23 protein-coding genes are annotated in these 25,892 nt (G+C 72.0%); 7 read left to right on the top strand and 16 right to left on the bottom strand.

Annotation, left to right across the window (positions count from 1 at the left end):
- Positions 1-36: 36 nt before the first annotated feature.
- Genes ACPYO4_RS00775 through ACPYO4_RS00765 form a run of 3 tightly spaced genes read right to left on the bottom strand, consistent with a single transcriptional unit; the run spans position 37 to position 3,619 of the window.
- Entirely contained in the window at positions 37-741 is a 705-nt protein-coding gene (locus tag ACPYO4_RS00775; RefSeq protein ID WP_425707293.1) for a sulfite exporter TauE/SafE family protein, read from the bottom strand.
- Positions 738-2,144, bottom strand: a complete 1,407-nt coding sequence (locus ACPYO4_RS00770; RefSeq protein WP_425707292.1) for an amidohydrolase family protein — start codon at positions 2,142-2,144, stop codon at positions 738-740. The genes ACPYO4_RS00775 and ACPYO4_RS00770 overlap by 4 nt, the downstream gene beginning before the upstream one ends.
- Complete coding sequence (locus ACPYO4_RS00765) at positions 2,141-3,619, bottom strand: uracil-xanthine permease family protein (protein ID WP_425707291.1); 1,479 nt, start codon at positions 3,617-3,619, stop codon at positions 2,141-2,143. The genes ACPYO4_RS00770 and ACPYO4_RS00765 overlap by 4 nt, the downstream gene beginning before the upstream one ends.
- Before the next feature lie 424 nt (positions 3,620-4,043).
- Between ACPYO4_RS00765 and ACPYO4_RS00760 the strand changes: the two genes are divergently transcribed.
- Positions 4,044-4,736 (top strand): hypothetical protein, encoded by a 693-nt coding sequence (locus ACPYO4_RS00760; RefSeq protein ID WP_425707290.1) that lies wholly within the window; start codon positions 4,044-4,046, stop codon positions 4,734-4,736.
- Positions 4,737-4,772: 36 nt separating this feature from the next.
- Here ACPYO4_RS00760 and ACPYO4_RS00755 read toward each other — a convergent pair whose 3' ends face one another.
- From ACPYO4_RS00755 to ACPYO4_RS00735, 5 genes are all read right to left on the bottom strand, one after another.
- On the bottom strand, positions 4,773-6,611 hold the full coding sequence (locus tag ACPYO4_RS00755) for an L-lactate permease (RefSeq protein WP_425707289.1): 1,839 nt from the start codon (positions 6,609-6,611) through the stop codon (positions 4,773-4,775).
- A 160-nt stretch (positions 6,612-6,771) separates the two neighbouring features.
- Positions 6,772-8,235: a glycolate oxidase subunit GlcF gene (gene glcF / locus ACPYO4_RS00750; RefSeq protein ID WP_425707288.1), complete on the bottom strand. Its 1,464-nt coding sequence runs from the start codon at positions 8,233-8,235 to the stop codon at positions 6,772-6,774.
- Complete coding sequence (locus ACPYO4_RS00745; protein ID WP_425707287.1) at positions 8,235-9,515, bottom strand: FAD-binding oxidoreductase; 1,281 nt, start codon at positions 9,513-9,515, stop codon at positions 8,235-8,237. The genes glcF and ACPYO4_RS00745 overlap by 1 nt, the downstream gene beginning before the upstream one ends.
- On the bottom strand, positions 9,515-11,038 hold the full coding sequence (locus tag ACPYO4_RS00740) for an FAD-linked oxidase C-terminal domain-containing protein (protein WP_425707286.1): 1,524 nt from the start codon (positions 11,036-11,038) through the stop codon (positions 9,515-9,517). Before ACPYO4_RS00740 ends, ACPYO4_RS00745 begins: the two co-directional genes overlap by 1 nt.
- Before the next feature lie 156 nt (positions 11,039-11,194).
- On the bottom strand, positions 11,195-12,226 hold the full coding sequence (locus ACPYO4_RS00735; RefSeq protein WP_425707285.1) for a GNAT family N-acetyltransferase: 1,032 nt from the start codon (positions 12,224-12,226) through the stop codon (positions 11,195-11,197).
- 95 nt (positions 12,227-12,321) lie between these two features.
- On the opposite strand from ACPYO4_RS00735, the gene ACPYO4_RS00730 reads away from it, so the two are divergent.
- Positions 12,322-12,555 carry a YlcI/YnfO family protein gene (locus ACPYO4_RS00730; RefSeq protein ID WP_425707284.1) on the top strand — a complete coding sequence of 78 codons (234 nt, stop codon included), beginning with the start codon at positions 12,322-12,324 and terminating at the stop codon, positions 12,553-12,555.
- 1 nt (position 12,556) lies between these two features.
- Positions 12,557-12,871, top strand: coding sequence for a type II toxin-antitoxin system PemK/MazF family toxin (locus ACPYO4_RS00725; RefSeq protein ID WP_425707283.1), 315 nt, complete (start codon positions 12,557-12,559; stop codon positions 12,869-12,871).
- Between the two features lie 11 nt (positions 12,872-12,882).
- Here ACPYO4_RS00725 and ACPYO4_RS00720 read toward each other — a convergent pair whose 3' ends face one another.
- Positions 12,883-13,626 (bottom strand): TetR/AcrR family transcriptional regulator, encoded by a 744-nt coding sequence (locus ACPYO4_RS00720; RefSeq protein ID WP_425707282.1) that lies wholly within the window; start codon positions 13,624-13,626, stop codon positions 12,883-12,885.
- A gap of 91 nt (positions 13,627-13,717) precedes the next feature.
- Between ACPYO4_RS00720 and ACPYO4_RS00715 the strand changes: the two genes are divergently transcribed.
- Both ACPYO4_RS00715 and ACPYO4_RS00710 read left to right on the top strand, forming a co-directional pair.
- Complete coding sequence (locus tag ACPYO4_RS00715) at positions 13,718-14,674, top strand: ATP-binding cassette domain-containing protein (RefSeq protein WP_425707281.1); 957 nt, start codon at positions 13,718-13,720, stop codon at positions 14,672-14,674.
- The gene (locus tag ACPYO4_RS00710) at positions 14,671-15,549 is read left to right on the top strand and encodes an ABC transporter permease (RefSeq protein WP_425707280.1); all 879 of its coding nucleotides are present in this window, start codon (positions 14,671-14,673) and stop codon (positions 15,547-15,549) included. The genes ACPYO4_RS00715 and ACPYO4_RS00710 overlap by 4 nt, the downstream gene beginning before the upstream one ends.
- Positions 15,550-15,565: 16 nt before the next feature.
- On the opposite strand, the gene ACPYO4_RS00705 is transcribed toward ACPYO4_RS00710, so the two are convergent.
- Both ACPYO4_RS00705 and dnaB read right to left on the bottom strand, forming a co-directional pair.
- A complete protein-coding gene (locus ACPYO4_RS00705) occupies positions 15,566-16,513 on the bottom strand; it encodes a mechanosensitive ion channel family protein (RefSeq protein ID WP_425707279.1) in 948 nt (315 codons plus the stop codon).
- A 132-nt stretch (positions 16,514-16,645) separates the two neighbouring features.
- Positions 16,646-17,995 (bottom strand): replicative DNA helicase, encoded by a 1,350-nt coding sequence (gene dnaB / locus ACPYO4_RS00700; RefSeq protein WP_425707278.1) that lies wholly within the window; start codon positions 17,993-17,995, stop codon positions 16,646-16,648.
- Between the two features lie 441 nt (positions 17,996-18,436).
- On the opposite strand from dnaB, the gene ACPYO4_RS00695 reads away from it, so the two are divergent.
- Both ACPYO4_RS00695 and ACPYO4_RS00690 read left to right on the top strand, forming a co-directional pair.
- Complete coding sequence (locus ACPYO4_RS00695; RefSeq protein ID WP_425707277.1) at positions 18,437-19,798, top strand: MATE family efflux transporter; 1,362 nt, start codon at positions 18,437-18,439, stop codon at positions 19,796-19,798.
- A 146-nt stretch (positions 19,799-19,944) separates the two neighbouring features.
- Positions 19,945-21,084 (top strand): MFS transporter, encoded by a 1,140-nt coding sequence (locus ACPYO4_RS00690; RefSeq protein WP_425707276.1) that lies wholly within the window; start codon positions 19,945-19,947, stop codon positions 21,082-21,084.
- Between the two features lie 415 nt (positions 21,085-21,499).
- Here the strand turns inward: ACPYO4_RS00690 and rplI are convergent, their stop codons facing one another.
- From rplI to ACPYO4_RS00665, 5 genes are all read right to left on the bottom strand, one after another.
- Positions 21,500-21,952: a 50S ribosomal protein L9 gene (gene rplI, locus ACPYO4_RS00685; RefSeq protein WP_425707275.1), complete on the bottom strand. Its 453-nt coding sequence runs from the start codon at positions 21,950-21,952 to the stop codon at positions 21,500-21,502.
- 14 nt (positions 21,953-21,966) lie between these two features.
- Entirely contained in the window at positions 21,967-22,203 is a 237-nt protein-coding gene (rpsR, locus tag ACPYO4_RS00680) for a 30S ribosomal protein S18 (protein WP_425707274.1), read from the bottom strand.
- Between the two features lie 122 nt (positions 22,204-22,325).
- Positions 22,326-22,901 carry a single-stranded DNA-binding protein gene (locus ACPYO4_RS00675; protein ID WP_425707273.1) on the bottom strand — a complete coding sequence of 192 codons (576 nt, stop codon included), beginning with the start codon at positions 22,899-22,901 and terminating at the stop codon, positions 22,326-22,328.
- Positions 22,902-22,931: 30 nt separating this feature from the next.
- Positions 22,932-23,222, bottom strand: coding sequence for a 30S ribosomal protein S6 (gene rpsF / locus ACPYO4_RS00670; RefSeq protein WP_425707272.1), 291 nt, complete (start codon positions 23,220-23,222; stop codon positions 22,932-22,934).
- A gap of 274 nt (positions 23,223-23,496) precedes the next feature.
- Positions 23,497-25,755 carry a transglycosylase domain-containing protein gene (locus tag ACPYO4_RS00665; protein WP_425707271.1) on the bottom strand — a complete coding sequence of 753 codons (2,259 nt, stop codon included), beginning with the start codon at positions 25,753-25,755 and terminating at the stop codon, positions 23,497-23,499.
- Positions 25,756-25,892: the final 137 nt, after the last annotated feature.

Genomic DNA, 25,892 nt, shown 5'->3' with positions numbered 1-25,892 from the left:
GCAGCGTACTCGTCCGTCACCGTGCTGGTGACGCGGCTAGAGGAGGACGACGATCCCCGAGATGATGGCGAATCCCAGCACCAGCATCCGCAGGAGGGGGCCGTCGAGGCGGTGGTGCACCCACCGGCTGACGAACGCACCGACGACGACGAACGGCACGAGCACGGCGCTCAGGCCCAGGGTGCGAAGCTCGATCTGCCCGCTCACGCCGAGGACCACCAGCGAGATCACCTCGCCCACGAGGAAGCAGACCGCCACGGTCGCCCGGAGGGTCGGGCCGCTCTTGTGCTGGTAGGCCAGCGCGAGCGGCGGGCCACCCACGCCGGTGGAGGTCTCGGTGACGCCGGTGATGAGCCCGACGACCACGAGGCCCGTCCGGTTGGGGTCGAACGCGGGCGCGAGCAGCGCCGCGACGGCCGCGATGATCGTCGACCAGCCGATGAGCAGCGCGAGCTGGTCGAGGTTCACCAGGATCAGGATCCAGAGCCCGGCGAAGGTGCCGGCGAACCGGCCCACGCTGATCCAGCGGACCCCCCGCCAGTCCAGGTGCTCCCGCTCGCGCCACGCGACGTACCCGTTGAGGGGCAGCATGAGCACGAGCAGGAGCACCGGCAGCAGCCGGGGGTCGATCAGGGTGACCACGGGCGCGGCGATGAGCGCGAACCCCATCCCCGTCGAGCCCTGGACGAACGCCGCGACCAGGACGGTCACGGCGACCAGCGCGAAGGCCGCCTCGGTCATGCGTGCACGCCGCGGAGGCGTTCCCGGTGCTCGGCGGAGAACGGGTGGACCATGTGGATGGGGGCGTCCTCGACGGCCCGGTGCGCGATCGCGCGCGCCCGGTCCAGCAGCGCGTCGCCGTCGAGGTCCACCGGACGGCCCGCCGACAGGCGGAGCCGGCCACCGACCACCACGGACTCGATCTGGTCCTTGCCGGCGAGCCGGACGAGCTCCCACGGCAGGTCCCAGGAGGGCACGAGCTCGGGGACGTCGACGTCGAGGACCAGGAGGTCCGCGTGGGCCCCCGGGCCGATCGTGCCGACCTCGCCACCGAGTCCGACGGCGTCCGCCCCACCGGTCAGGCCCTGCTCCAGCCACGGCCAGCCGCCGCCGACCGAGGAGTCGCCGGACGCCAGGCCGTAGGTGAGGCGCTGGGCGGTCTCGGCCGCGTCCAGCAGCCGGAACGCGTCCCCGCGGGTGCCGTCGGTGCCCAGGCCGAGCCGCACGCCGAGCTCGTGCATGAGCAGCGCCTGCGCCACCGCGTTGCCCTTCCACGAGCTGGCCACCGGGTTGTAGGAGACCGCACCGCCGCTGTCGCGCAGCAGTGTGATCTCCCGTGGTGTGAGCAGGGTGGCATGCGCGGCCAGGAGCTCGGGCCCGAGCGCGTCGAGCTGGGCGAGCCGCTCCAGCGGGCGCAGCCCCGTGGCCTCCAACGACCGCTCGACGGCAGCGAGGTGCTCGTTGAGATGGGTCTGGAAAGTCACGCCCGCACGGCGGGCGAGCGAGGTGACGGCCCCGAGCATCTCGTCCGAGGCGACCTCCGGCAGCGACACCGCCAGGGACGGGTGCACGAGCGCGTCCTCCGACCATCGGTCGAGGTGCCGCTCGGCGGACGCCAGGACGTCGTCGACCTCGGCGACGCGTTCTCCGGCGACCATGTCGTTGCAGATGACGCCGAGGACGCACCGCACCCCGAGCGCGGTCGTGGCGGCGGCGAGGGTGTCCACCCCGCCGTCGACGGTGGCCCGCGTGCCGGCGTCGGCGACGGTGGTGAACCCGCCGCGCAGCGACTCCCACGCGGCGAGCCGGGTGGCGACGTCGATGGCCTCCTCGTCCAGGTGCGCCTCCATCGGGACCCAGACGCGGCGGAAGATCTCCGACGGCTCGCCGAACACGAGCGACTTGCCGAACGACTGGGTGAGGTGGTGGTGCGCGTCGACGAAGCCGGGCATGAGCAGCCGCCGGGGCAGCTCGATCGTCGCCGCCTCCGGGTGGCGGAGCCGCATCTCGTCGGCCGGTCCGACGTCGGACACCCGACCGTCGTCGACGAGCACCGCGCGGTCGGTGCGCACCCCCTCGGGCAGCAGCGTCAGCTCGGGGATCAGCAGCGTGGGGCGCTCGTGCAGAGCGGCGAGGTCGCTCATCGTTCTCCTTCACGGTTCTCGGCGCTCGGGCGCCGGCGCTCGAGGGTTTCGTCGTCGTGCGACCGGGCGTCGACGGTGGCCCCGACCGACCGGTCGGCGTCAGCCTCTGCCCCGATGGCCCCGCCGTCGTCCTCCGAGTCGTCGGCGGGCGCAGCGGCGTCCGTGGAACGGCGTCCGATGTGGTTGAACAGGATGTTCACGAGCACCGCGACCAGGGCGCCCATGGCGACCCCGCTCGAGAGGATGCTTCCGAGGGTGGACTGGAGGCCGTCGTAGGCGCCGGGCACCACGATCGGGAGCAGGCCGAAGCTCAGGCCCGCGGCGACGACGAGCATGTTCCGCTGGTCGCCCAGGTCGGAGCGGCCCAGCATCTGCAGGCCGATGACGGTGAGGATCGCGAACACGACGACGCCGGTCCCGCCGACCACGGGGGCCGGGATCGCGTAGATGATCCGGGCGACCGGGGTGATCAGTCCGATGACGATGAGGATGACACCCGCCGCCGCCGTGACGAAGCGGCTCTTGACGTTGCTCACCCGCACGATGCCGATGTTCTCGCCGCTCGTCACCATGAGCGAGGTGCCGAACATGCCGGCGAAGAGCGAGACGAGCGCGTCGGCGCGGATGGTGCGGGGTGCCGCCCTGGTGATGTCGATCCTCTTGCCGACGATCTCCGCGTTGATCGCGGTCTGGCCGGTGGCCTCCGCCATCGAGGCGAGGCAGAAGATCAGCAGCGGGATCGAGGCGAGGATGTCGAACTGCGGCGTGCCGAACGGGAACAGCTCGGGCACCGTGGCGACCGGTCCCGACAGGTCGGGGACGTCCACCCGTCCGAGCAGCGCCGCGATGCCGGTCGCCGCGACCAGGCCGATCATCACCGCGAGCTGGCGCACCATGCCGCGCAGCACCCGGAAGAGCAGGACGATGAGGACCATCGTCATGATGCCGAGCGCGACGCCGACCGGATCGCCGAAGGTCTCCTCCTCGGGACGTCCCGTCACGAGCAGCACGTTGATGCGGATGAGGTTGACGCCGACGACGACGATCATCGTGCCGATCACCAGGGACGGGAAGAACTTGATGATGCGGCTGAACACCGGTAGCACGATGAAGTAGAAGACCGCGGTGAGCAGCACCGCTCCGGACGCCGTCGCCGGGCCGTGCTCGGAGGCGATGGCGATGAACATGACCACCGGCGCGCCGCCGGGAAGCATCATGAACGGCAGCCGCACGCCGATGCCCCAGCGCCCCATCGACTGGATGATCGAGCCGATCCCCGAGAAGACGAACGTGATGCTGAGCAGCTGGACGATGAGGTCCGGCTCGAGCTGGAGACTCGCTCCCACGAGGAAGACGGACGAGATGGGCGCGGCCGACATCACGAGCACGTGCTGCAGGCCGAACGGGACGATCTTGCGGACGGGCGGGATCTCGTCGACGGGGTGCGGTCGACGTTCGTCGGTCGATGTGGTCATGCGGTTCTCCTTCGGACCGGACCTGATGGACATTCCCAAATCGATTCGGGCCTGAATCGATTTGGGAAGGGTATTGGCTCGCCGCGGCGTCGTCAACAGCCCAGGTGGCAGGGGGCGTCGCGAGTGTCGGCCGGCCGACGGGGTGTCGCCCCGACCCACCGAGGTCGTGCCCTGGCTGGCGAGGTCGTGCGTGCGAGGCACAACCTCGCCAGGCGCGGCACGTCGTCGCCACGCAGGGACGCGCTGGGGGGTGGTCGATCACCGATCAAGGCTGCCGACCCGTGCTTGACTCGTGGGCGTGACCGATGCGCCGTCAGGCCGAGCAGCGCGGCGCCACCACTCCGGGGCGCGGACCCGACGGAACGGCCGAGGCGCAATCGGGCGCCGGCGCTGGGCCACCTGGGCCGTGGTGGTGCTCCTCGCGGTGGCTCTCGTCGTCGTCGGGCCTCGGGTCGTCGAGCTCGTGCGCGAGGAGGGGCTGCCCGTCCCGGGGAGCGAGCCCGAGTGCGAGGTGGCCGGCCCGGACGGTCCGGTCGGGCTCACGCGCGACCAGGCGCGACGGGCGACGACGGCGGTCGCCGCCGACACCCGGGACGGCTCGGCGGTCACGGCGCCCGACACCTCCGACGTCGACGACGCCGTGCTGCGCGTGCTGGCGGACGGCCCGCCGGAGGGCGCCGGACCGAGCCTGTCCTGCCGCGGTTCCGCCGCGGACGACCTGGCTGAGGAGCAGATCACCGGCTCCGGCCTCACCCCGCGGGCGCAGGCGGTGCTCGAGCAGATGACGGTGGTGTTCGGCGATCAGGTCCTCGGCGGGTTCGCACCCGGTGGCGTGCAGCGCGCGGGCGAGTCGACGCACAACGACGGGCGGGCGATCGACATCTTCTACCAGCCCGTCACCGAGGAGAACCGACGTCGTGGCTGGCTGCTGGCGCACTGGCTCGTCGCCCACGAGGACACCCTCGACATCCAGTACGTGATCTTCGACGACCGCATCTGGAGCGCGCACAGCCGGAGCGGTCGGTGGCAGCCCTACGACGCGCCCGAGCCGGGCGGCGAGATCCTGCGGCACCTCGACCACGTGCACGTCGACGTCCTGCGCGGCGGGAGCCCCTGACCTGGTCCGCCTCGGTCGAGCCCGCAGCGGCGGCCGTCACCGTCCGGCCGGCAGGAGCTGCTTGTTCGGGACGTCGGGCATCGTCGAGATCCGCCAGATGCCGACCGCGAGCGCGACGATGACGAGCACGCACACGATCGTGCCGACGTTGAGGCCGACCCCGAAGATCCACATGTAGGCGATCGATCCCGCGGCCAGGCAGTAGTAGGTCATCGGGATGATCGTCTTGCGGATGAGGTCGCCCTCCCGGCCCAGCAGGCCCACGGTGGCCGCCGCTGCGACGACGTTGTGCACCGTGACCATGTTGCCCGCGGCGCCGCCCACGGCCTGGGCGGCGACGACCGTCTCCGGACCGTTCGCGCCGATGTTCTCGCCGGTCGAGTACTGGAACAGGGAGAACATCAGGTTCGACACCGTGTTCGAGCCGGCGGCGAAGGCACCGAGCGCGCCGATGAACGGAGCGAGGACCGGCCAGCCCTCTCCGGTCGCGTTCGCCGCCACCTCGGCGAGCGTGATCGGCATGGACTCCAGTCCCGCCTGGTTGAACTCGCTGCCGGAGTTGATGAAGATGCGCACGAGCGGCAGCGCGCAGAGCAGTGCGACGGCGGCAGCGGCGATCTGCCCGCCCGCCACCTTCCACGACGCCGCGATCTGGTGGACGTTCATCCTGTGCAGGACGTAGGTGATGAGCACCGCGAGCAGGAACACGGCGCCGGGCGAGTACAGCAGGTCCATGTTCTGGGAGATCCCGGTGCCGAAGATGTCGTTGACCTGGAGGACCGCCGGTCCGGTGAGGAACTCCGTGATCGCCGGCACGTTGCGGGTGACGAGCAGGACCGCGGCCACGACGACGTACGGCATCCAGGCCATGGCGATCGGCATCTTCTTCTTCAGCACGGTGGCCCCGGCCTCCGGGTCCACGGTGCCGATCCACCGGTCGCTCCAGCGCTCCTTCGGCGGGAAGTCCCACGTGTCCGTGGGCATGAGGAAGCCCTTCGACGACGTGAACATCACGACGGCGAGCCCGACGAAGCCACCGATCATGGCCGGGAACTCGGGGCCGAGCAGGTAGGCGACGGCGAGGTACGGCAGGATCATGGCGAGCGCGGCGTAGAGGGCGAACGGCGCGACCGCCAGCCCCGCCCGGAAGCTGCGCTTCTCCCCGAAGAACCCGGTCATCAGGCAGACCAGGAACAGCGGGACGAGGACACCGACGATCGCGTGGATCGTGGCCACCTGGGTCGCCGTGTGGGCGACGAACTCCGAGTGACTCATGCCGAGCTCGTCCGCGCGTCCCGCGACCGCCGGGACGAAGCTCCCGTCCGTGCCTGACAGGCCATTGCCGATCCCCACGAGCATCGGGGTGCCGACCGCGCCGAAGCTGACCGGCGTGGACTGGATGATCAGGCCCGCCATGACCGCCGCCATCGCCGGGAAGCCCAGCGCGAGCAGCAGCGGCGCGACGACCGCCGCCGGCGTGCCGAAGCCGGCGGCACCCTCGATGAAGGACCCGAACAGCCAGGCGATGATGACCACCTGGACACGCCGGTCGGCGCTGATGGTGGTGAAGCCCGCGCGGATCGAGTGCAGCGCCCCGCTCTTGGTGATCGTCTCGAGCAGCAGCAGCGCGCCGAACACGATCCACAGCAGGCCGATGGCGACGAGGAGGCCCTGGACGACGGACGCGCCGATCGTGGTCCACGACATCTCCCACACGGCGGCGGCGATGACGACGATGACGACGAGTCCGACCGGCATCGCGTACTTCGCCGGCCAGCGCAGGCCGACGAGCAGGACACCGATGACGAGGATGGGAAGGATGGCGAAGAGAGCGAGTACGACGAGGTTGTCCATCTGGACCTCCGGGCTCGGCACCGTTGCCGATTCGTGGGATGTCGAGGGGTGAAGCTCTGTATCCAGTTGCCGGTCGTGCGGACAACCTAACGCCTCGCGCCTCGTCGAGCGGACATTTCGACCGACGACGTCGCGTCGATGCCGACCGGCCGGCCGTCAGGGACCGGCGCGCCGCCTCGCGTCAGCCGCCGCAGCCGCCGGTTTTTCCGCAGGCGCAGCCGCCGGCCCGTTCGGGGGTGTCGGGGGCGCGCACGGTCGTCGGCGCCTCGTCGACGAGGGTGCCGACGTCCTTGCCGAGCAGGGAGGCATCGAGGACCTGGATCATGTGCGCGGTCGACATGTGCTTGCCCTGGCGGGACAGGGCGTCGGTGATCTGCAGCAGGCAGCCGGGGTTGGAGGTCACGAGCAGCTCGGCCTCGGTCGCCGCCACGTTCGTCGCCTTCTTGTCCCCCAGCTCGCGCGCCGGTTCGGGGTTGACGAGGTTGTAGATTCCCGCGGAGCCGCAGCACAGGTCGCCGTCGGCGATCTCCTTGATCGTCACGCCGGGGATGTCGCCCAGCAGCCGGCGGGGCTGGGACCGCACCTTCTGCGCGTGCGAGAGGTGGCAGGCGTCGTGGTAGGCGATCGTCATCGGCAGGGGGTGCCGGGGCGCGACGGGGCCGAGCTCGACGAGGATCTCGGAGACGTCCCGGACCTTCTCCGAGAACTCCCGGGCGCGGTCGGCGTAGTCGGGGTCGTCGGCCAGCAGGTGGGCGTACTCCTTCATGGTGGACCCGCAGCCGGCGGAGTTGACGATGATCCGCTCGACGCCGGCCTCGCTGAAGGTGTCGATGAGTCGGCGCGCGTAGGTCAGGCCCTCGGCCTCGCGGCCGGCGTGCACGGACAGGGCGCCGCAGCAGCCCTGGGACGGCGGCGTGACGACGTCGCAGCCCTCCATGTTGAGCACGCGCACCGTGGCGGCGTTGACGCCGGGGTAGAACTCGCGCTGGACGCAGCCGAGCAGCAGGCCCACCGTCATCCGGCGCTCGCTCCTGGCGGGCATGTGGGCGGGGATGCGCACCCGGCGCCCGATCGGCGGGGCGACGGCCTCCATCGTGGCCAGGGTCGGGGAGATCTTCTCCAGGACCTTCGAGCCGCGCACGAGCCTGCTCAGCCCGCTCCTCTGGTACAGCGCGAGGGGTCCGCGGACGAGTCGCAGGCGCTCGGGCCGGGGGAACAGCGCGAAGATGCCCTGCCGCAGGGCGCGCTGCGCCACGGTCCGGTGCTGCCTGCCGCGCCGTTCGACCTGCTGGCGGGTGGCCTCGATGAGCTTGTCGTACTGGACGCCCGACGGGCAGGCGGTCACGCACGCCATGCAGCCCAGGCAGGCGTCCATGTGCTGGACCATGGCCGGGCTCATCGGCTGGTCCTCCAGGCCCTGCTGCATGAGGTAGATGCGCCCGCGCGGGGAGTCCATCTCCTCGCCCCACAGCTCGTAGGTGGGGCAGGCGGGCAGGCAGAAGCCGCAGTGCACGCAGTCGTCGATGAGCTCGCGCGAGGGCGGGTGGTGGTCGTCGAAGGCCGCCAGGCCCAGGACGTCGGTCTGCGCGTGGCCCGACCGGGCCGCCGTGTCCGTCATGTCGAGCCGGTGCATGTCCGTGCTCATCAGATTCCTCCCACGAAGCGTCCGGGCGCGAGGTTCCGGCCCGGGTCCAGGCGTTCCTTGATGCTGCGCATGAGCTCGATCCCGCCGACCGGTCCCCACGCGTCGAGGCCCTCGCGGATCGCGGCCGGTGCGCGCAGGACGACGACGGTGCCCTCCCGCGGGTCGGGGGCCGCGGCCCGCAGCCGATCGACGGTGCCGGCCACGTCCGCGCCGTCGATACCGACGTCCAGCACGCCCGCCGCCGAGCCGCGCACGGCGACGCCGGTCCCGTGCGCCTGCTCCGCCGCGCGGGCCGCGAGCAGCACCTCGCGCACCCCGACCAGGGTCGCGGTGGCCCGCGCGCTCACCGCGCCGTCGGGCGCACGGTCCCACCACGCGGGCTCCTCGGCGAGGCGACCACCGATCAGGTCGGCGACCTCGGCGGCCCGGGCGGCGACGCCGTCGGTCCCACCCTCGAGCAGCACGGCGAGGGTCGCCTCGTCGCTGCCGGCCGGGCGGTCGATCTCGACGGCGGCGGGGGCCACCTGGGAGCCGAGCACCGCCCGGGCGAGGTCGGCGACCTCGTCGAGCGCGCCGCTGCGCACGACGAAGCGCCGGTCGACCGGGACGGGGTGCAGCCGGAACGCCGCCCGCACGATGATCCCCAGGGTGCCGTAGGAGCCCGTCATCAGCTTGGCCAGGTCGTAGCCGGCGACGTTCTTGACGACCTTGCCGCCCGAGGCGGCAACGGTCCCGTCCGCCAGGACCACGGTCGTGCCGAGCACGAGGTCGCGCAGCGCGTGGCGCAGGACCCGCCGCGGACCCGACGCGCCCGTCGCGAGGGCGCCGCCGACGGTCGACCCACCCTCGAACCGCTCCCGCCCGACCTCGGCCACGAGCTCCTGGCCGGCGCCGGTCAGCTGCGCCTGCAGGTCGCGCAGCCGCAGCCCGGCCTCGGCGACGACGACGAGGTCGCCGGCCCCGTGCTCGACCAGCCGGTCCAGCCCGGTGGTGTCGAGGACGACGTCGACACGCTCGGGGGGCGCCGCCCGGTCGAGCGCGGTCGCGCCGCCGCGCGCGACGGTGACGAGCCCCTGGCCGGTGGCCTCCCGGACCACACGGGAGACGCCGTCGATCGACGTCGGCCGGGCGACGACGGCCGCCGGCACACCGTCGACGACGTCGCCCGGGCCCGCCTCGCGGACCTCGCCCTCGCCGCCGAGGCTCCTGGCCAGGGCCGCGAGATCGGGGCCGCCCGGCCTTGCCGGTCCACCGCGCGTGGCCGCACCCGTCGCCGACATCAGAACACCTCCGCCAGGCCGGCCTCCTGGAGCGGGTGCGCCCCCTGGTGCCGGCCCGGCCGCTCGCCGCACAGGCGCGGGGTCGGGAAGATCTTTCCGGGGTTGGAGATGTTCTCGGGGTCGAACGCGCACCGCACCGCCTGCATCGTGTCGAGGTCGGCGGCGGTGAACATCCGCGGCATGTGCTTCGCCTTGTCGGACCCGACGCCGTGCTCGCCGGTGATCGACCCGCCGCCCTCGATGCACAGGTCGAGGATCCCGCCGGCCACCTCCTCGGCGCGCTCGGCGGCACCCTCCTCGGCGTCGTCGAAGAGGACGAGCGGGTGCAGGTTGCCGTCGCCCGCGTGGAACACGTTGGCCACCCGCACGCCCTTCTCCTCGGACAGGTCGGCGATCCGGCGCAGCACGTCGGGCAGTGCGGTCCTCGGGATGACGCCGTCCTGAACGATGTAGTCCGGGCTGATCCGACCGACGGCCGCGAACGCAGACTTGCGGCCCTTCCAGATGAGGGCGCGCTCGACGTCGTCCGCCGCCAGCCGCGTCTCGAACGACCCGTTCGCGTCGCAGTGGTGCAGCACCTCGGCCAGCTCTCCTGCGACGTCGGCCGACGAGCCGTCGACCTCGATGACCAGCACCGCCCCCGCGCCGTCGGGATAGCCGCAGGCGACCGCCTCCTCCGCCGCCTCGATGGCGAGCGCGTCCATCATCTCGATGGCCGCCGGGATCACGCCGGCAGCGATGATCGCCGAGGTCGCGGCCCCCGCGTCGTCGACCGACCGGAACCCTGCGAGGACGGTCTGGACCTCCTGCGGCAGCCGGGTGAGGCGCACCGTCACCTCGGTGACGATGCCGAGCGTGCCCTCCGAGCCGACGAGGGCGCCCAGCAGGTCGTAGCCCGGAGGGTCGGGGGCCTTCCCGCCGATCTCGACCCGCTCACCGCCCGGGGTGACGAGGTCGACGCCGGTGACGTGGTTGACGGTGAAGCCGTACTTCAGGCAGTGCGCGCCGCCCGAGTTCTCGGCGACGTTGCCTCCGATCGAGCAGATCGTCTGGCTCGAGGGGTCCGGCGCGAAGTAGTAGCCGTCGGGCGTCGCCGCACGGGACAGGGCGAGGTTGATGACGCCCGGGTCGACCACCGCGCGCTGGTTCGCGGCATCGATCTCCTTGATGCTGCGCATCTGGGACATGACGACGAGGACGCCCTCCGCGTGCGGGAGCGCACCGCCCGACAGACCCGTACCCGAGCCGCGTGCGACGAACGGGACCCGGTGGGCGGCGCACACGCGGACGGCCCGCGCGACGTCGTCCGCATCGCGTGCGAGCACGACGAGACCCGGCACCGTCCGGTACTGGGCCAGACCATCGCACTCGTAGGTCTGAAGACGCTGCCGGTCGGTGATGATCCGATCGACGTCGAACGTGCGGGCGAGCTCGGCCGTGACGCGGCCGAGCGGGCTGGTCGAGCTCCGGTCGGCGGGCGCGGTGGGGCCGTCCGGGGCGACGGCGGTGTCGGTGGACGTCATGGCGGCAGCCTCCTCGGTGACGTCGGCGTCGTGACGAGCGTGCTGTGGGGATGTCCACACCGAGCGTACCGGTCGGAGGTGGACGGGGCACCGACAGAGCCTCTGCCAGGGCGTCGACAAGGGCGTCGCGACGATCCCGAGCGACCAGCGCCTCCCCTACAGCGACAGCCGGGCCACGGCCTCGCCGTCGTCGTACGCGCCGGTGAGCACGAAGCCCATCCCCAGGTAGAACGGCTCGGGGCCGCCCGGGGCCTGGACCCAGCTGGTCTCGACCGCCGAGTGGCCGGCGGCGCGCAGGTCCGCGGTCCACAGCTCCAGCGCACGTCGGCCGATGCCCCGCCCCTGGTGCCGCCGGTCGACGAGGAACCGCCAGAGGTACGGATCCGGTGTGCCGGCGTTGACGGCGTCCGCCCACATGAGGAAGCCGGCCGGCTCGCCGTCGGCCTCGATGCCCCGCAGCACGGGGACGACGGGGTGGCCGTCCTCGGGCTCGGGGAACAGCGCGTCCGTGTAGGAATGGTCGACGCTCGCGACGAACAGCTCCTGCGACCGGTGCGAGCGCAGCCGCCGGTAGGCCCAGGCGTTCTCGTGGTCCAGCTCGACGAGCCGGACCTCCTGCGGCGCGCTGCGCGGGCGGTCGCGCCAGGCACGGCGTTCGTCGGCGGTCATCGCGTAGCGGAGGTTGTCGTCCCACGTCCCCCGCCACCGGTAGGACTTCTCCGCGAGGAGCTCGAAGGTCATGCCGAGGCGCTCGAGGAGTCGTGCGGAGGCGCGGTTGTCCGGCGAGAGCTCGGCGACGACACGGTGCACGCCGAGGCGGTCGACGAGGTCGTCGACGACCGCGGAGGCCGCCTCGAGGGCGTATCCCTGGCCCTGGTGCGCGGCCGCGAGCGTGAAGCCGATCTCGGCGATGCCCGAGTGGTCGTCGAGGCCGACGTACAGGTCGCCGACCAGCCGGCCGTCGGCCTCGACGGCCAGCTGGGTGCCGGTGCCCGGCACGACGTCGTCCCGGTCCGCGTGGGCGGCGGCGAGCCGTTCGGCGCGCTCGCGGGGGTAGGGCAGGTCCCAGTCCTGCAGGGCGTTGACGGCCGGGTCGTTGCGGTACTCCGTGAGCACGTCGACGTCCTCGCCGTTCACCATGCGCACGGTCAGCCGGTCGGTGGTCAGGGGGTAGGGGCTCGTGCTCACCTGCTGATCGTGGCCTCGGCGGAGGGCGGACGCCAGCGATTTCAGGTCCGACCGACTGAATCCCGATCCGGGATTCAGTTTGGTACTGTTGTCGCGTGAGCACGCAGATCACACTTCGACTTCCCGACAGTCTCGTGACATTCCTCGACGACGTCGTCGGTCAGGGTGCTGCCACCAGCCGCGCCGAGGTCGTGACCTCGGCGCTCGAGCGCGAGCTGCGGCATCGCCTCGCCGAGAGGGACGCACAGATCCTGCGCGACCAGGGCGCGGGCGACGATCTCGACGCGCTGGTCGAGTGGAGCGTCGTGCACCACTCGGCCCAGGACTGACGTGCGGGAGATCTGCCTCGTTCGGCTCGACAAGACTCGGCCGGCGGTCGTACTCACGCGCCCGGCCGCCCGGACCGCGATGACCAAGGTGACGATCGCTCCGATCACCACGACCGCCAAGGGTCTGTCCAGCGAAGTACCGCTCGGCCCGGAGAACGGCCTGGATCACCCCTGCGTCGCCGCGATCGACAACGTGACCACCGTGCCCACGGCACACCTGGGGCGCACGATCGGCTTCGTGACACCGGCGCAGGAGGAGCAGCTGGTCAGGGCGATCGTCCTGGCCTACGACCTCGAGGTCCCGCTACCGCGCTGAGCCGTGTCGGCTCAGCGAGCCTTGCGGCCACGGGCGACCTCGGCGTCGATCCCGTCCAGCAGGAACTGCAGGCCGAGCTCGAAGGAGTCGGCCCAGCCGGCATCGAAGACGTCCCAGTCCAGAGCGGCCATCGCGGGGTAGCTCCCCGACTCCATGGCACGGGTCAGCACCGGGATCTGGTTGTCCCAGAACTCGTCCTCCGTCATGCCGCTCTCCTCGGCGGCGCGCTCGTAGAGGATCTCCTCGCGGACCGAGCCGACGACGTAGGCGTCGAGCAGGGAGACCACCATCATCATCTTCTGATCGCCGAAGGGCAGGTCGGTCAGGCCCGCGACCGTCTCCTCCATCTGGGAGACGCTGCCGGGACCGAGCACCGGGCGCGACCAGTTGACCTGGAGGAGCCACCGGTGGCTGAGGTACATTTCCCTGCCGCGTCGCGCGACCGAGGTCAGCGTGGCGCGCCAGTCGCCGTCCGGGTCGACGCGGCCGAGCTGGGCACCGCTGACGTGGTCGAGCATGAGGTTGAGGAGCTCGGCCTTGCTGGGCACGTACCGGTAGAGCGACATCGTGCCCATCCCGAGCTCCGTGGCGAGCCGGCGCATGGAGAGTGCGTCGATGCCCTCCGAGTCGGCGATCCCGATGCCCGCGGTGACGATCTGGTCGAGGGTCAGCGTGGGTCTCGGACCCTTCGTCGCGGGCGGCAGGCCCTCCCAGAGCAGCTGATGACTGCGCGCGAGCGGGTTCTCCTCGGACATCTCCACCCCTTGCACCGAAAGCTGTTGTGTTCTGCGGACAGCGTACGCTATCGTCCTGCGTGCAATGTACTCAGAACGCCTGGGAGCGACGATGAACGAGTCAGGATTCGCGGTCCGCACCGTGGGCCTCAGCAAGCGCTACGGGCAGAAGGTGGCCCTGGACGGGGTGGATCTCGCCGTGCTGCGCGGCTCCGTCCACGGCCTGCTCGGCCCGAACGGTGCGGGCAAGACGACGACGGTCCGCATCCTCGCGACGCTCACCCGGGCCGACGCCGGCCAGGCGTCCGTGGCCGGGCACGACGTGCGCAGCCGTCCGCGCGAGGTCCGCGCGAGCATCGGGCTGGTCGGCCAGCAGACCGCTGTCGACGACATCCTCAGCGCCCGGCAGAACCTCACCATCTTCGGCAGGCTGTTCCGGCTGGAGAAGGCGGCGGCGCGTCGTCGGGCGGACGAGCTGCTAGAGCTCTTCGGGCTGCAGGACGCCGCGAAGCGCTCACCCAAGACCTTCTCGGGAGGCATGCGGCGACGGCTGGACCTGGCCGCGAGCATGATCCTCGCCCCGAAGGTGCTCTTCCTCGACGAGCCGACGACCGGCCTGGACCCCGCCGGGCGGCGCGAGGTCTGGCAGGCGGTGCGCGACCTCGCCTCCCGGGGCACCACGGTGCTGCTGACGACCCACTACCTCGACGAGGCCGACAAGCTCTGCGACCGGATCAGCGTGATCGACCAGGGGCGGAACTTCGTCGACGACACACCGGCCGGGCTCAAGCGGCGCATGGGCGACGAGCGGCTCGAGGTCGCCGCGGCCGACCCCGACACGATGTCGCGCGTCGCCGAGGTCGTCCGCCGGGTCACCGACGCCGAGGTGACGGTGACCGACGGCAGCGTCAGCGCCCCCGTCACGGCGGGCGTCCGCGCCCTGACCGCGGTGGCGGCCGAGATCGACCGGCTCGGCCTGGAGATCGACGACATCGGGCTGCGCCGGCCCACGCTCGACGAGGCATTCCTGCACCTGACCGCCCGGACCACCACGGAGGCCGCCTCATGAGCACCACCGACCGGGCCGCGACCGGCCCGTCCGTCCCCACCGCACCGGTCCACTCGAGCGACCCCCTGTCCCGCCTGAGGTGGGCGGTCAAGGACTGCTGGACGATCGTCGTGCAGGAGCTCACCCACCTGGTGCGCCAGCCGTCCACGTTCGCCTGGCAGCTCGGCATGCCCGTGGTGATGGTGCTGATGTTCGTCTACGTCTTCGGTTCGGCCATGGACGTCACCGGGCAGGGCGCCGGCGAGGGCTACATCGACTACGCCATGCCCGGGATGTTCGCGATGACCATGGCCTTCGGGTTCATGAACACGGCCTTCGCCGTGACGCTCAACAAGGAGAAGGGGTTCATGGACCGCTTCCGGTCCATGCCGATGTCCCCGTCGGCGGTGGTGACCGGACGCGGGGTCTCCGACCTCATCCAGGCGGCCGTCGACCTCGCCACCATCGCTGTCCTCGCGCTGATCATCGGGTGGCGGGCCGCCGGGACCGTGGGTGAGGCCCTGTTCGCGTTCGCGCTGCTGCTCTGGCTGCGGCTGGCCCTCATCTTCGTCGGCGTCTACCTGGGCCTGCGGATCAAGAACACCGAGGTGGCCGGTTCGCTGTTCGCCGTCGCCTTCCCGGTGGGGTTCATCTCCTCGGTGTTCACCCCGCCGGAGATGATGCCGGGCTGGCTCGGTGCGGTCGCGGCGTGGAACCCGGTGTCCTCGACTGCGAGCGCGATCCGCGAGCTGTTCGCGACCCCCGGCGCCGGCACGGGCGAGGCGAGCTACTGGATCGACGGGCACGCGATCGGTGGCGCGATCCTCTGGCCGATCGTCATCATGGCGATCTTCGTCCCGCTCGCGGTGCGGGAGTTCCGCAACCTCAGCAGGTAGCGGGCAGGCCACGCGCTCAGCCCTGCTTGGTCGCTCCGACCTCGGCCTGCGGGAACATCGGTACCGCGACCTGGATCCCCTCGGCGTCGAATCGGCCCTTGAGGTGCGCGCGGGCGGCGCGGCCGACGGCCCACTGCGAGCCGGGCCGGGTCCTGATGATCATGCGCATCGTCACGGCGCCGTTCCCGATGCCGGTCACACCGCTCACCTCGGGCTTGTCGAGGATCTCGGTGGCGAGCTCCGGGTCCGCGGCGAACTCCTCCAGGCCGCTCTCGATCACCTGCTTCGCCCTGGCCAGGTCGACCGAGTAGTCCAGCGGAATCTCGATCACCGCGTTGGCCCAGTCCTGGTTCATGTTGGCGACCCGCCGGATCTCACCGTTGCGCACGTACCAGAGGTTGCCGTCGAGGTCGCGGATCTTCGTGATCCTCATCGTCATCTCCTCGACCGTGCCGACCGCGTCACCGACGTCGACCACGTCGCCCACGCCGATCTGGTCCTCCGACATCATGAACAGGCCGGCGATGAAGTCCTGCACGAGGCTCTGCGCGCCGAAGCCGATAGCCAGACCCAGCACGCCGGCGCTGGCCAGGACCGGGCCGAGATTGATCCCGAACTCGCCCAGGATCATCATGAACGCCACGCCGAAGATGACGAACGAGGCGATGCTGCGCAGCACCGAGCCGATCGTCTGCGCCCGCTGCTCCTGGCGGCGCACGCGAGCGGCCTCGTCGGGGATCGACTTGGTGACCTTGCGCCGGGCGTTGGACGCGGCCCGGTCCAGCTGTTGCCGCGACTGGACGATCCTCTGGGCGAGCCGGAGGATCACCCGCCCCAGGACTGCGCGCGCGATGATCGCCACCAGGACGATGATGACGACGTTGATCAGGCTGGAGATCAGCTCCCCGGTGTTCGAGGCGAACCACTCGCCGATCACGCCGGCCTGCGCGGGTACGTCTGTCACGGGTCGACCCCTCCGTTCTCCAGGTCACGGGGCCCGCATCTCGAGCCCGCCGGATGCCGAGAACCATCGTCTCAGCGGCCGATCCGGATCGCGATGCGCGGCCGCCGGGCACCGCTGTGAGAAATCCGGCCCTCAGCGCCCCATGTCGACGAATCGCGAGTAGTGCCCCTGGAACGCCACCGTCACCGTGCCGGTGGGTCCGTTCCTCTGCTTGGCGATGATGATGTCCGCCTCGCCGGCCCGCGGGTGCTCCTTCTCGTAGGCGTCCTCGCGGTGCAGCAGCATGACGACGTCGGCGTCCTGCTCGAGCGAGCCCGACTCGCGCAGGTCGGACATCATCGGCTTCTTGTCGCCGCGCTGCTCGGGACCACGGTTGAGCTGGGCGACGGCGATGACCGGCACCTCGAGCTCCTTCGCGAGCAGCTTGAGGGCACGGGAGAACTCCGAGACCTCCTGCTGGCGCGACTCCACGCGCTTGCCCGAGCTCATGAGCTGGAGGTAGTCCACGGCGATGAGCTTGAGGTCGTGGTTCTGCTTGAGCCGCCGGCACTTCGCCCGGATCTCCATGAGCGACATGTTGGGGCTGTCGTCGACGAACAGCGGGGCCCCCGACGACCGGCTCGCCGCCCCCGCGACCCGCTCCCACTCGTCCTGCCGCATCGAGCCCTCGCGCATGTGCTTGAGGGAGACCCCGGCCTCCGCGGACAGCAGTCGCATGGTGATCTCGGTGCGCCCCATCTCGAGGCTGAAGATCACCGAGGCATGGTTATGGCGGATCGACGCGGTGCGGCAGATGTCGAGCGCGAGCGTGGACTTGCCGATGGCGGGACGCGCCGCGATGATGACCATCTGCCCCGGGTGCAGACCGTTCGTCAGGCTGTCGAGGTCCGCGAAGCCGGTCGGGACGGCGCCGTCGTCGCCGGTCTTGGACTCGATGCGCTGCAGCTCGGTGAGGGTGGGGTCCACCAGCTCGCGCAGCGGCCGGTAGTCCTCCGCGTTGCGCTGGTCGGCGACGGCGTACACCTCGGCCTGGGCGGAGTTGACGATCTCCTCGACGTCGCCGCCGTCGGTCGCGTAGCCGAGCTGCACGATGCGGGTGCCGGCCTGGACGAGCCGGCGCAGGACGGCCTGCTCGCGCACGATGCGCGCGTAGTAGCCGGCGTTCGCCGCCGTCGGGACCGACGAGACGAGGGTGTGCAGGTAGGGCGCGCCGCCGACGCGGGCCATCTCCCCGCGCCGGGTGAGCTCGGCGGCGACCGTCACCGGGTCGGCGGGCTCGCCGCGACCGAACAGGTCGATGACCGCCTCGTAGACGAGGGCGTGGGCGGGCTTGTAGAAGTCGACGCCGCGGACCTCCTCGACCACGTCCGCGATCGCGTCCTTGCTCAGCAGCATGCCGCCGAGCACCGACTGCTCGGCGGCCACGTCCTGCGGAGGGGTCCGGTCGAAGTCGGCCCGCGAAACGCCCGGATCCTCTGCCACGCTCACTCCTGTTCGGTGCCCGCACGCACGTCGGGCCAGGCGACGGTACGGCCGTCCCGCCCCGGTGCCAAACCCCCACTGTGCACGAAGGCGCCGACACCCGTGGACGCCCTGTGGACCAACACCGTGAGGGTGTGCACAGATGTGGACAAAGGTGTGGGTAGGAAGCCGGTCGGATGCGCACCGGGCCTACGACGACGTCGGAGGACGCCCCACAGGGTGTGGACGAAGATTGCTGGGCGTGTCGTGTGGACTCCCGCCGGGGCGGCCATGTCGCGTCCCGCTCTCCCCGGGGGGTCATCGCGCCGACCCGACCCTCGGGCGGTCCCCGCGCCGACCCGTTCCTCGGGCTGTGGTCGCCCCTCGGGCCGTGGTCGCCCACTCCCGGGCCCCGGCCTACCGTGACCCCGGTACCGGCCGACAAGCACCTGAGGAGGAGAGATGTCCACGGACCCGGGTGCCGACGTCGGGCCGGAGCTCTCGCCCCGTGAGGTCGACCGGCAGATCCTGCGTCTCGCGGTGCCCGCGCTCGGCGCGCTCGTCGCCGAGCCGCTGCTGCTCATCATCGACTCCGCGATGGTCGGCCACCTGGGGACGTCCTCGCTCGCGGGGCTCGCGATCGCCCAGGCCGTGCTGACGACGATCGTCGGGGTGTGCGTCTTCCTCGCCTATGCGACGACGGCCGCGACCGCCCGGCTCGTGGGCGCCGGCCAGCGGGCGCGCGGCATCCGGGCGGGCGTCGACGGCATGTGGCTCGCCGTCGGCCTCGGGCTCCTGCTCGCCGTGGCCCTCCTGCTCGGCGGGCCCTGGCTCGTGGGCGCCCTGGGCGGGAGCGGCGAGGTCGCCGACGAGGCGGTGACCTACCTACGGGCATCCGCCTTCGGGCTGCCCGGGATGCTCGTCGTACTTGCGGCGACCGGGACGCTGCGCGGCCTGCTCGACACGCGCACGCCTCTGTACGTCGCCGGCGGTGGTGCCGCAGCCAACGCCGTGCTCAACGCGATCCTCATCTACGGCCTGGGCCTGGGGATCCTCGGCTCCGGGCTCGGCACGGCGATCGCGCAGATCGGCATGGGTGCGGTGCTCGCCGGCGTCGTCGTCCGTGGGGCACGCCGGTACAAGGTCTCGCTCGCCCCCTCCGGTCTCGGGGTCCTCGCCTCCGCCCGCGCGGGCCTCCCGCTGTTCGTGCGCACCCTCTCGCTGCGCGCGGCGATCCTCGTGACGGTCGCCGTGGCCACGGCGCTCGGCCCCGCCCGGCTCGCGGCCTACCAGGTGACGAGCTCGATCTGGTCGCTGTGCGCGTTCGCGCTCGACGCCGTCGCGATCGCCGCGCAGGCCCTGGTCGGTCAGGGGCTCGGCAGGGGCGACCCCGGCGCCGTCCGGCGCCTCGTCGGGCGGTGCCTGCGCTGGGGGATCCTCGGCGGGCTGGTCCTCGGCGTCGCGGTCGCCGCCGGCTCACCGCTGCTGGTCCGGATCTTCACGTCCGACCCCGAGGTGCGGTCGGCCGCCGTGTGGTGCCTCGTCGTCGTCGGGGTCCTCATGGCGCTGGCCGGCCTGGTCTACGTCCTCGACGGGATCCTCATGGGCGCCGGCGACGGGCCGTTCCTCGCCGTGTCCGGCGTCATCACGCTCGTCGTCTATCTCCCCGCGGCATGGGCGGTCGCCGAGCTCGGGCCCGGCGGCACCTGGGGCCTGGTGTGGCTGTGGATCGCGTTCGCCGGCGTCTTCATGGGGGCGCGCGCCGTGACGACCTACGTGCGCTCGCGCGGCACGCGGTGGATGGTGCTCGGGGAGGGGCGCTGAGCCCGGCACGACGACGCGGAGCGGAGGGGGACTCGTCCGGTACCGCCCGCTCCACCGCTGCCGCCCGGTCCGCCGGTACCGGCCGGTCCGCCGCTTCCGCCCGGCCCTCCGTGCCACCCGCCGCAGGACTGGGGCACCCTGGCCCTATGTCCCTCGCACCCCGCATCAGGATCGAGCGCCCCGACCTGCGCGCGGTCCTCCTCGTGGCGATCGCGTCGGCCTGCGGCTTCGGCACCTTCTACGGCCTGTACACCTCGGCCCCGGTCGCCCTCGCCGGCGGCAGCGTCTCCGCGGGCACCCGTACCGCCGTGTTCATGGTCTGCGTCGTCGCGGTCCAGCCGCTCGTCACGATCTTCGGTCGGTGGCTGCGGGTGCGTTCGCGGTCGGTCGGGGGCGGCCTGGCGGCGATGGCGGTGGGCTTCGCCGTGCTCCCGTTCGCCGACGGCTGGCCGGGTCTCGTGCTCACGGGGCTCGGGTTCGGGGTCTTCGTCGTCACGAGCGCGGCCTGGACGCGTGAGCTGGCCGACGCGAGCACGGCCGGACGTGCGCTGGGGATCTACGGCCTGGCGTCGGCGATCGGCGGGACGCTCGCCGCCCCGGGGGCTCTCGCGCTGGCGAACAGCGTCGGGGTCGTCGGCGTCGCGATCGCCGGTGCCGTGGTCACGGCCCTCGGGCTCATCCCCGTCGCCGCGGCCCGGCGCGTCGGCGAGCGCGGCCACGCCGGCCTGACCGACGCCCCCACGGACCACGTCCCCACGGTGGCCCGGTCCGGCAGCGCCCAGACCGCGGCCACGGGCCCCGACGGCGCGGGGAGCTCGGGGAGCGCGATGGTCGCCGTCGCCGCACCGACCATCCTCGTCCATACCCTCGCGGTGATCGCGTACGGGCTCATGCTCACGTCCGCCGGCGCGCTCTCCGACTCGGACGCGGGATCGGTCGCGCTCGTGGCGGCGTTCAGCGTCCAGGGTGCCGTGGCCCTCGGGCGGCCGGTCGCGGGGTGGCTCGCGGACCGCTGGTCCGGCCCCGGCACGATGCTCGTCGCGTCGGTCGTGGTCGCTCTCGCGCTGACGTGGGCGGTGGTCGACGACGACCCGCTCCGGTTCGTCGTCGCCGCCACGGCCGTCGGCGCGGCGTCGGGCGCCGTGCAGACCGCGGCGCTGACCGTGATGATGCGCCGGGCGGTCACGCAGGGCCAGGCGGAACGCGTGAGCATGGCCTGGAACGTCGCGTTCGACGTCGCGCTCGGTCTGGCCGCCGCGCTGGCCACCCGGCTCGCCCTCGTCTGAGGCTCGGGTCCTGCCGATCCCACACCTGCCGGCCGAACCCACACGATCCCTGCCGATCCCACACCCGCCGGGGGCAGGTTCGGCGAACACACTGTGGGTTCGACGTCGACGTGTCCGCTCGGCACGCACCGTGTGGTCTCGCGCAGGGCGCCGCGGTCGGCAACCAGACGTGGGGCCGAGGAGCACTTCACCTGTCTGCGACGCAGGCACCACTCCGGACAGCACGACGCCCCCGGACCTGGGGCCCGGGGGTGTCGGTCGACCGTGACGCGGTGGTCTCCGCTCATTCGTCGAGGACCCGGGCGTCAACGCGTGAGCGCCCTCCCACCCGGATCGGGCAGAAGGGCGCTCACTCGTCGAGCGGAACCACGCTCACCGGTCGAGCAGAATCGCGCTCACTGGTCAGAGAGGCGCGTCAGGCCTCCGGGACCACGTTGACGACGAGGCTCGCCGTGACGTCCTCGTGCAGGCGGACCTGCACGCGGTGCTCGCCGAGCGACTTGATCGGGGCCGGGATCTCGATCTTGCGGCGGTCGAGCTGCGGCCCGCCGTCGGCCGCGACGGCCTCGGCGATGTCGACGGTCGACACGGCGCCGAACAGGCGGCCGGCCTCGCCGGCGCGGACGGCCACGGTGACCGGGACCGACTGGAGGCGGTCGCGGGTGGCCTGGGCCTCCTCGACCGTGGCGATCGCGCGCGTGCGGCGGGCGGACGTCATCTGGTCGACCTGCTTCTGGCCGCCCTTGGTCCACCGGTCAGCCAGACCGCGCGGGACCAGGTAGTTGCGGGCGTACCCGTCCTTGACCTCGACGACGTCTCCCGCGGCACCGAGACCGGTGACCTCGTGGGTGAGGATCAGCTTTGCCATCTCGATCCCCTTCCTCAGCGTCCGGCGCCGGTGTAGGGCAGCAGAGCCATCTCGCGGGCGTTCTTCACGGCCTTCGCGATGAGGCGCTGCTCCTGGACGGAGACGCCGGTGACCCGGCGCGAGCGGATCTTGCCGCGATCCGAGATGAACTTCCGCAGCGTGGCGGTGTCCTTGTAGTCGATCGTGCCGACCTTGACGGCCTTGACCGGACCGACCTTCTTCTTGGGCTTGCGAAGTACGGGCTTCGCCATGGGGTTCTCCTTGGGTTCTCAGTACCGGCCCTCGCGCGCGTGCGTCGCGCGTCCGGGCCCTTCGTGGATGTCGTTGTCGCCGCGCAGGGCGGCAGGTTCGTCGAGCGTGCCGACGGGAAGGCTCAGAACGGCGGGTCGTTCGGGAAGGCGGTGCCGCCACCCTGCGTGGCCCACGGGTCGTCGGGGCTGCCGCCGGCCGGGCCGTTGAAGCCACCCTGGCCGCCCTGGTTACCGCCGTAGCCGCCACCCTGGTTGCCGCCGCCGTAGCCGCCACCACCCTGGTTGCCGCCACCGAAGCCGCCACCCTGGTTGCCGCCGAAGCCGCCGCCACCGCGCTGGGTGCGCGTGACCTTGGCGGTCGCGTAGCGCAGCGAGGGAGCGACCTCGTCGGCCTGCATCTCGACGACCGTGCGCTTCTCGCCCTGCTGGGTCTCGAAGGAACGCTGGACCAGACGGCCCTGGACCATGACGCGCATGCCCTTGGTCAGGGACTCGGCCACGTTCTCCGCAGCGTCACGCCAGACCGAGCAGCGCATGAACAGCGTCTCGCCGTCCTTCCACTCGTTCGACTGACGGTCGAACTGGCGGGGGGTCGACGCGACGGTGAAGTTCGCGACCGCAGCCCCCGACGGGGTGAACCGCAGCTCGGGGTCGGCGGTGAGGTTGCCGACCACGGTGATGATGGTGTCGCCTGCCATGAGAGCTCCTGACGGTGGCTGTCGGTCGGGTCAGTGGGCGTCGGGACGCAGGAGCTTCGTGCGCAGGACGGCCTCGTTGAGACCGAGCTGACGGTCGAGCTCGCGGGCCACCTCGGGGGTCGTCGTCATGTCGATGACCGCGTAGATGCCCTCGGCGCGCTTGTCGATCTCGTAGGCGAGCCGGCGCTTGCCCCAGATGTCGACCTTGTCCACGGTGCCGCCACCGGTCGTGACGACCGAGAGCAGCTTGTCGAGCGACGGGGCGACGGTGCGCTCGTCGACCTCCGGCTCGAGGATGATCATCAGTTCGTACTGCCGCATGGGTATCCCCACCTCCTTCGGACTGGGCGGTCACGGTCTCTCCGTGACAGGAGGGTCATGCGTGGCACCGGACGATTCCGGGGCCGACCGTCAACGGTACCCGGTCCCGGGGTCGCACGGAGCGCCCGGTCCCGTGCCGCCGGTCACCCCGGCGGAGCAGCGCCCGACGGCGCCCCGCCGCCTCCGCCGAACCGGGCCCGACCGCGCCCGGTCGCCCGGGCGCGCGCGTCACGACGCGCGGGACGCGTCACCACCCGCGGGGAGCCGAGCGGGATCAGCCTCCGTCGCCCTGCCCGGGACCGCGACCGTTGCCGGCCCCACCCTGGCCGGGACCACCGTTCCCGCCGCCCTGGCCACCCTGGCCGGGCGGTGGCGTCGACGGCGGCGCCTCGGTCGTCGGCTCCTCGGTGGGGTCCGGCGTCGTCGGGTCCTCGGTCGTCGGCTCCTCGGTGGGTTCCGGCGTCGTCTCCTCCTCCGTGGTCTCCTCCTCGGTGGTCTCCTCCTCGGTCGTCTCCTCCTCCGTGGTCTCCTCCTCGGTCGTCTCCTCCTCCGTCGTCGGCTCCTCGGTGGGCACCGGCGCCTGGGTCGGGATCTGGGTCTGCCGGTCCGGGGACCCGGGCAGGTCCTCGGGGTCCGGGCGCTCGGGGAGCTCGACGACTGGCATGCCCTCCGTCGCCACCTGCATGTAGTCGCGCCAGATCTCCGCGGGGAAGGTGCCGCCCGCGACGAGGTCGACGCCGCCGAACCCGGTGAGCTCCTCCTCGGTACCGTCCTCGCCGACCTGGTACATGCTCACCACGGTCGTCAGCTGCGGCACCCACCCCGCGAACCAGGCCGAGCGGTAGGCGTTGGACGAGCCGGTCTTGCCCGCCGCCGGGCGACCGATCTCGCCGGCAGTGGCCCCGGTGCCGCCGGGCTCGAGGACCGCCTCCATCGCGTAGGTGGCCTCGTCGATGACGGCCTCCTCGAAGGCGCGCACGCCCTCGTCGCCGCCGGTGTAGATCCGGTTGTCGTCCCGGTCGAGCACCTCCTCGACGATGTACGGCTCGTGCCGCACGCCCCGGGAGGCGAACGTGTTGTACGCCTGCGCGCTGTCGAGCACCGTCGGGGACGCCGGTCCGAGGACGTTCGACGCGCTCGCCACCAGGCCCGGCGTCTCCTCGGACCACCCGGCCCTGGTCGCGACGTCGACCATGGTCTCCGGGCCGACCTGCTGGTTGACGAGCGCGTAGGTGGTGTTGACCGACTGGGCGGTCGCCTCCCGCAGCGTGATGGGGCCGCGGTTGTGCTGGTCGTAGTTGTTGACCGGGACGTCGTAGCCCTCGATCTCCATCGGCGTGTAGGACGGGAACCGCTCCGCCATGGAGACGCCGTCCTCGATGGCCGCCACCAGCGTGAAGGGCTTCGCCGTCGAGCCGGCCTGCGCCCGGTCCTGCGTGGCGTTGTTCCGGGCGTCGGTGACGTAGTCCGGGCCGCCGTACAGCGCGACGATCGCGCCCGACTCCGGCCGCAGCGACACCAGACCCACGTTGTTGTTCTCGGGACGGTCCTCGGGCAGGTTGCCCACGGCGTCGACCGCGGCCTGCTGGCTGCGCTGGTCGATGGTCGTGACGATGTCGTACCCGCCGGTGTCGATCTCCTCGAGCGTGAGATCGCCCTGGGCCACGACCTCGTCGCGGACCATCGCGAGGAGGTAGCCGTTCGGCCCGGCGTAGGTCTCGTTCTCCTCGGGCTCGATCACCTCCGGGAACTCTGCGTCCGCGCGCTCCTCCGCCGTGATCCACCCGTCCTCGAGCATGAGGTCCAGGACGCGCTCGAAGCGCTGCTCGGCGCGCTCGGGATCCACCCCCGGGTCCCACGCCGACGGGCTGGGGATGATGCCTGCGAGCAGCGCCGACTCCGAGAGCGTCATCTCCGACGCGCCGTGCCCGAAGTACGCCATCGAGGCCTCCTGCACGCCGTACGTACCGCGGCCGAAGTAGATGGTGTTCATGTAGTTCTCGAGGATCTCGTCCTTCGACTGCTCCTGGTCGATCCGCAGCGCGAGGATCGTCTCCCGGAACTTGCCCACGTAGGAGGTCGTGGTGCCGGTGTAGTACCGCTCGACGTACTGCTGCGTGAGCGAGGAGCCGCCCTGACGGGCCTCGCCCTGGACGTTGTTCCACAGGGCACGGGCGATGCCGCGCCAGTCGACCCCGGGGTTCTCGTAGAACCGCCGGTCCTCGGAGGCGATGACGGCCTGGCTCACGTGGTCCGGGACGTCGTCGAGCGAGATCGAGCTCCGGTCGTACTCGGCGAACCGGCCCATCACCGTCTCGCCGTCCGCGAAGTAGACGGTGGTGCCCTCCGCGAGGGCGAAGTCGTCGGGTGCCGGCACGTCGATCGAGGCGTACGCGGCGACGAACAGGCCCGCGGCGCCGGCCACGCCGGCGACGAACAGGCCGACCATCCAGAACAGCAGGCGTCGCCAGAGAGGCACGCGCCCCTTCGTCCCGGGGTCGGTGGTCCCGGTGCCCGTGGAGTCCTTGGCCATCCGCGTCAACCTTTCGTCGCGACGTGAGCTCCACAGTATGGAGCTCGGGCTCGTGGCGCCGCTCGCGGCTGTGCCCGATCACACGCCCGGCGCCGGGCGGAAAGAGGCGCGGTGCCGCTGCCCGCGCCGGTTACGGT

Origin of the sequence: Georgenia sp. Z1491 (assembly GCF_049856175.1) — a bacterium.
Classification (GTDB): Bacteria; Actinomycetota; Actinomycetes; order Actinomycetales; family Actinomycetaceae; genus JB111.
Note: the sequence above shows the minus strand (reverse complement) of the source record. Positions and strands in the feature narration are given on the sequence as shown.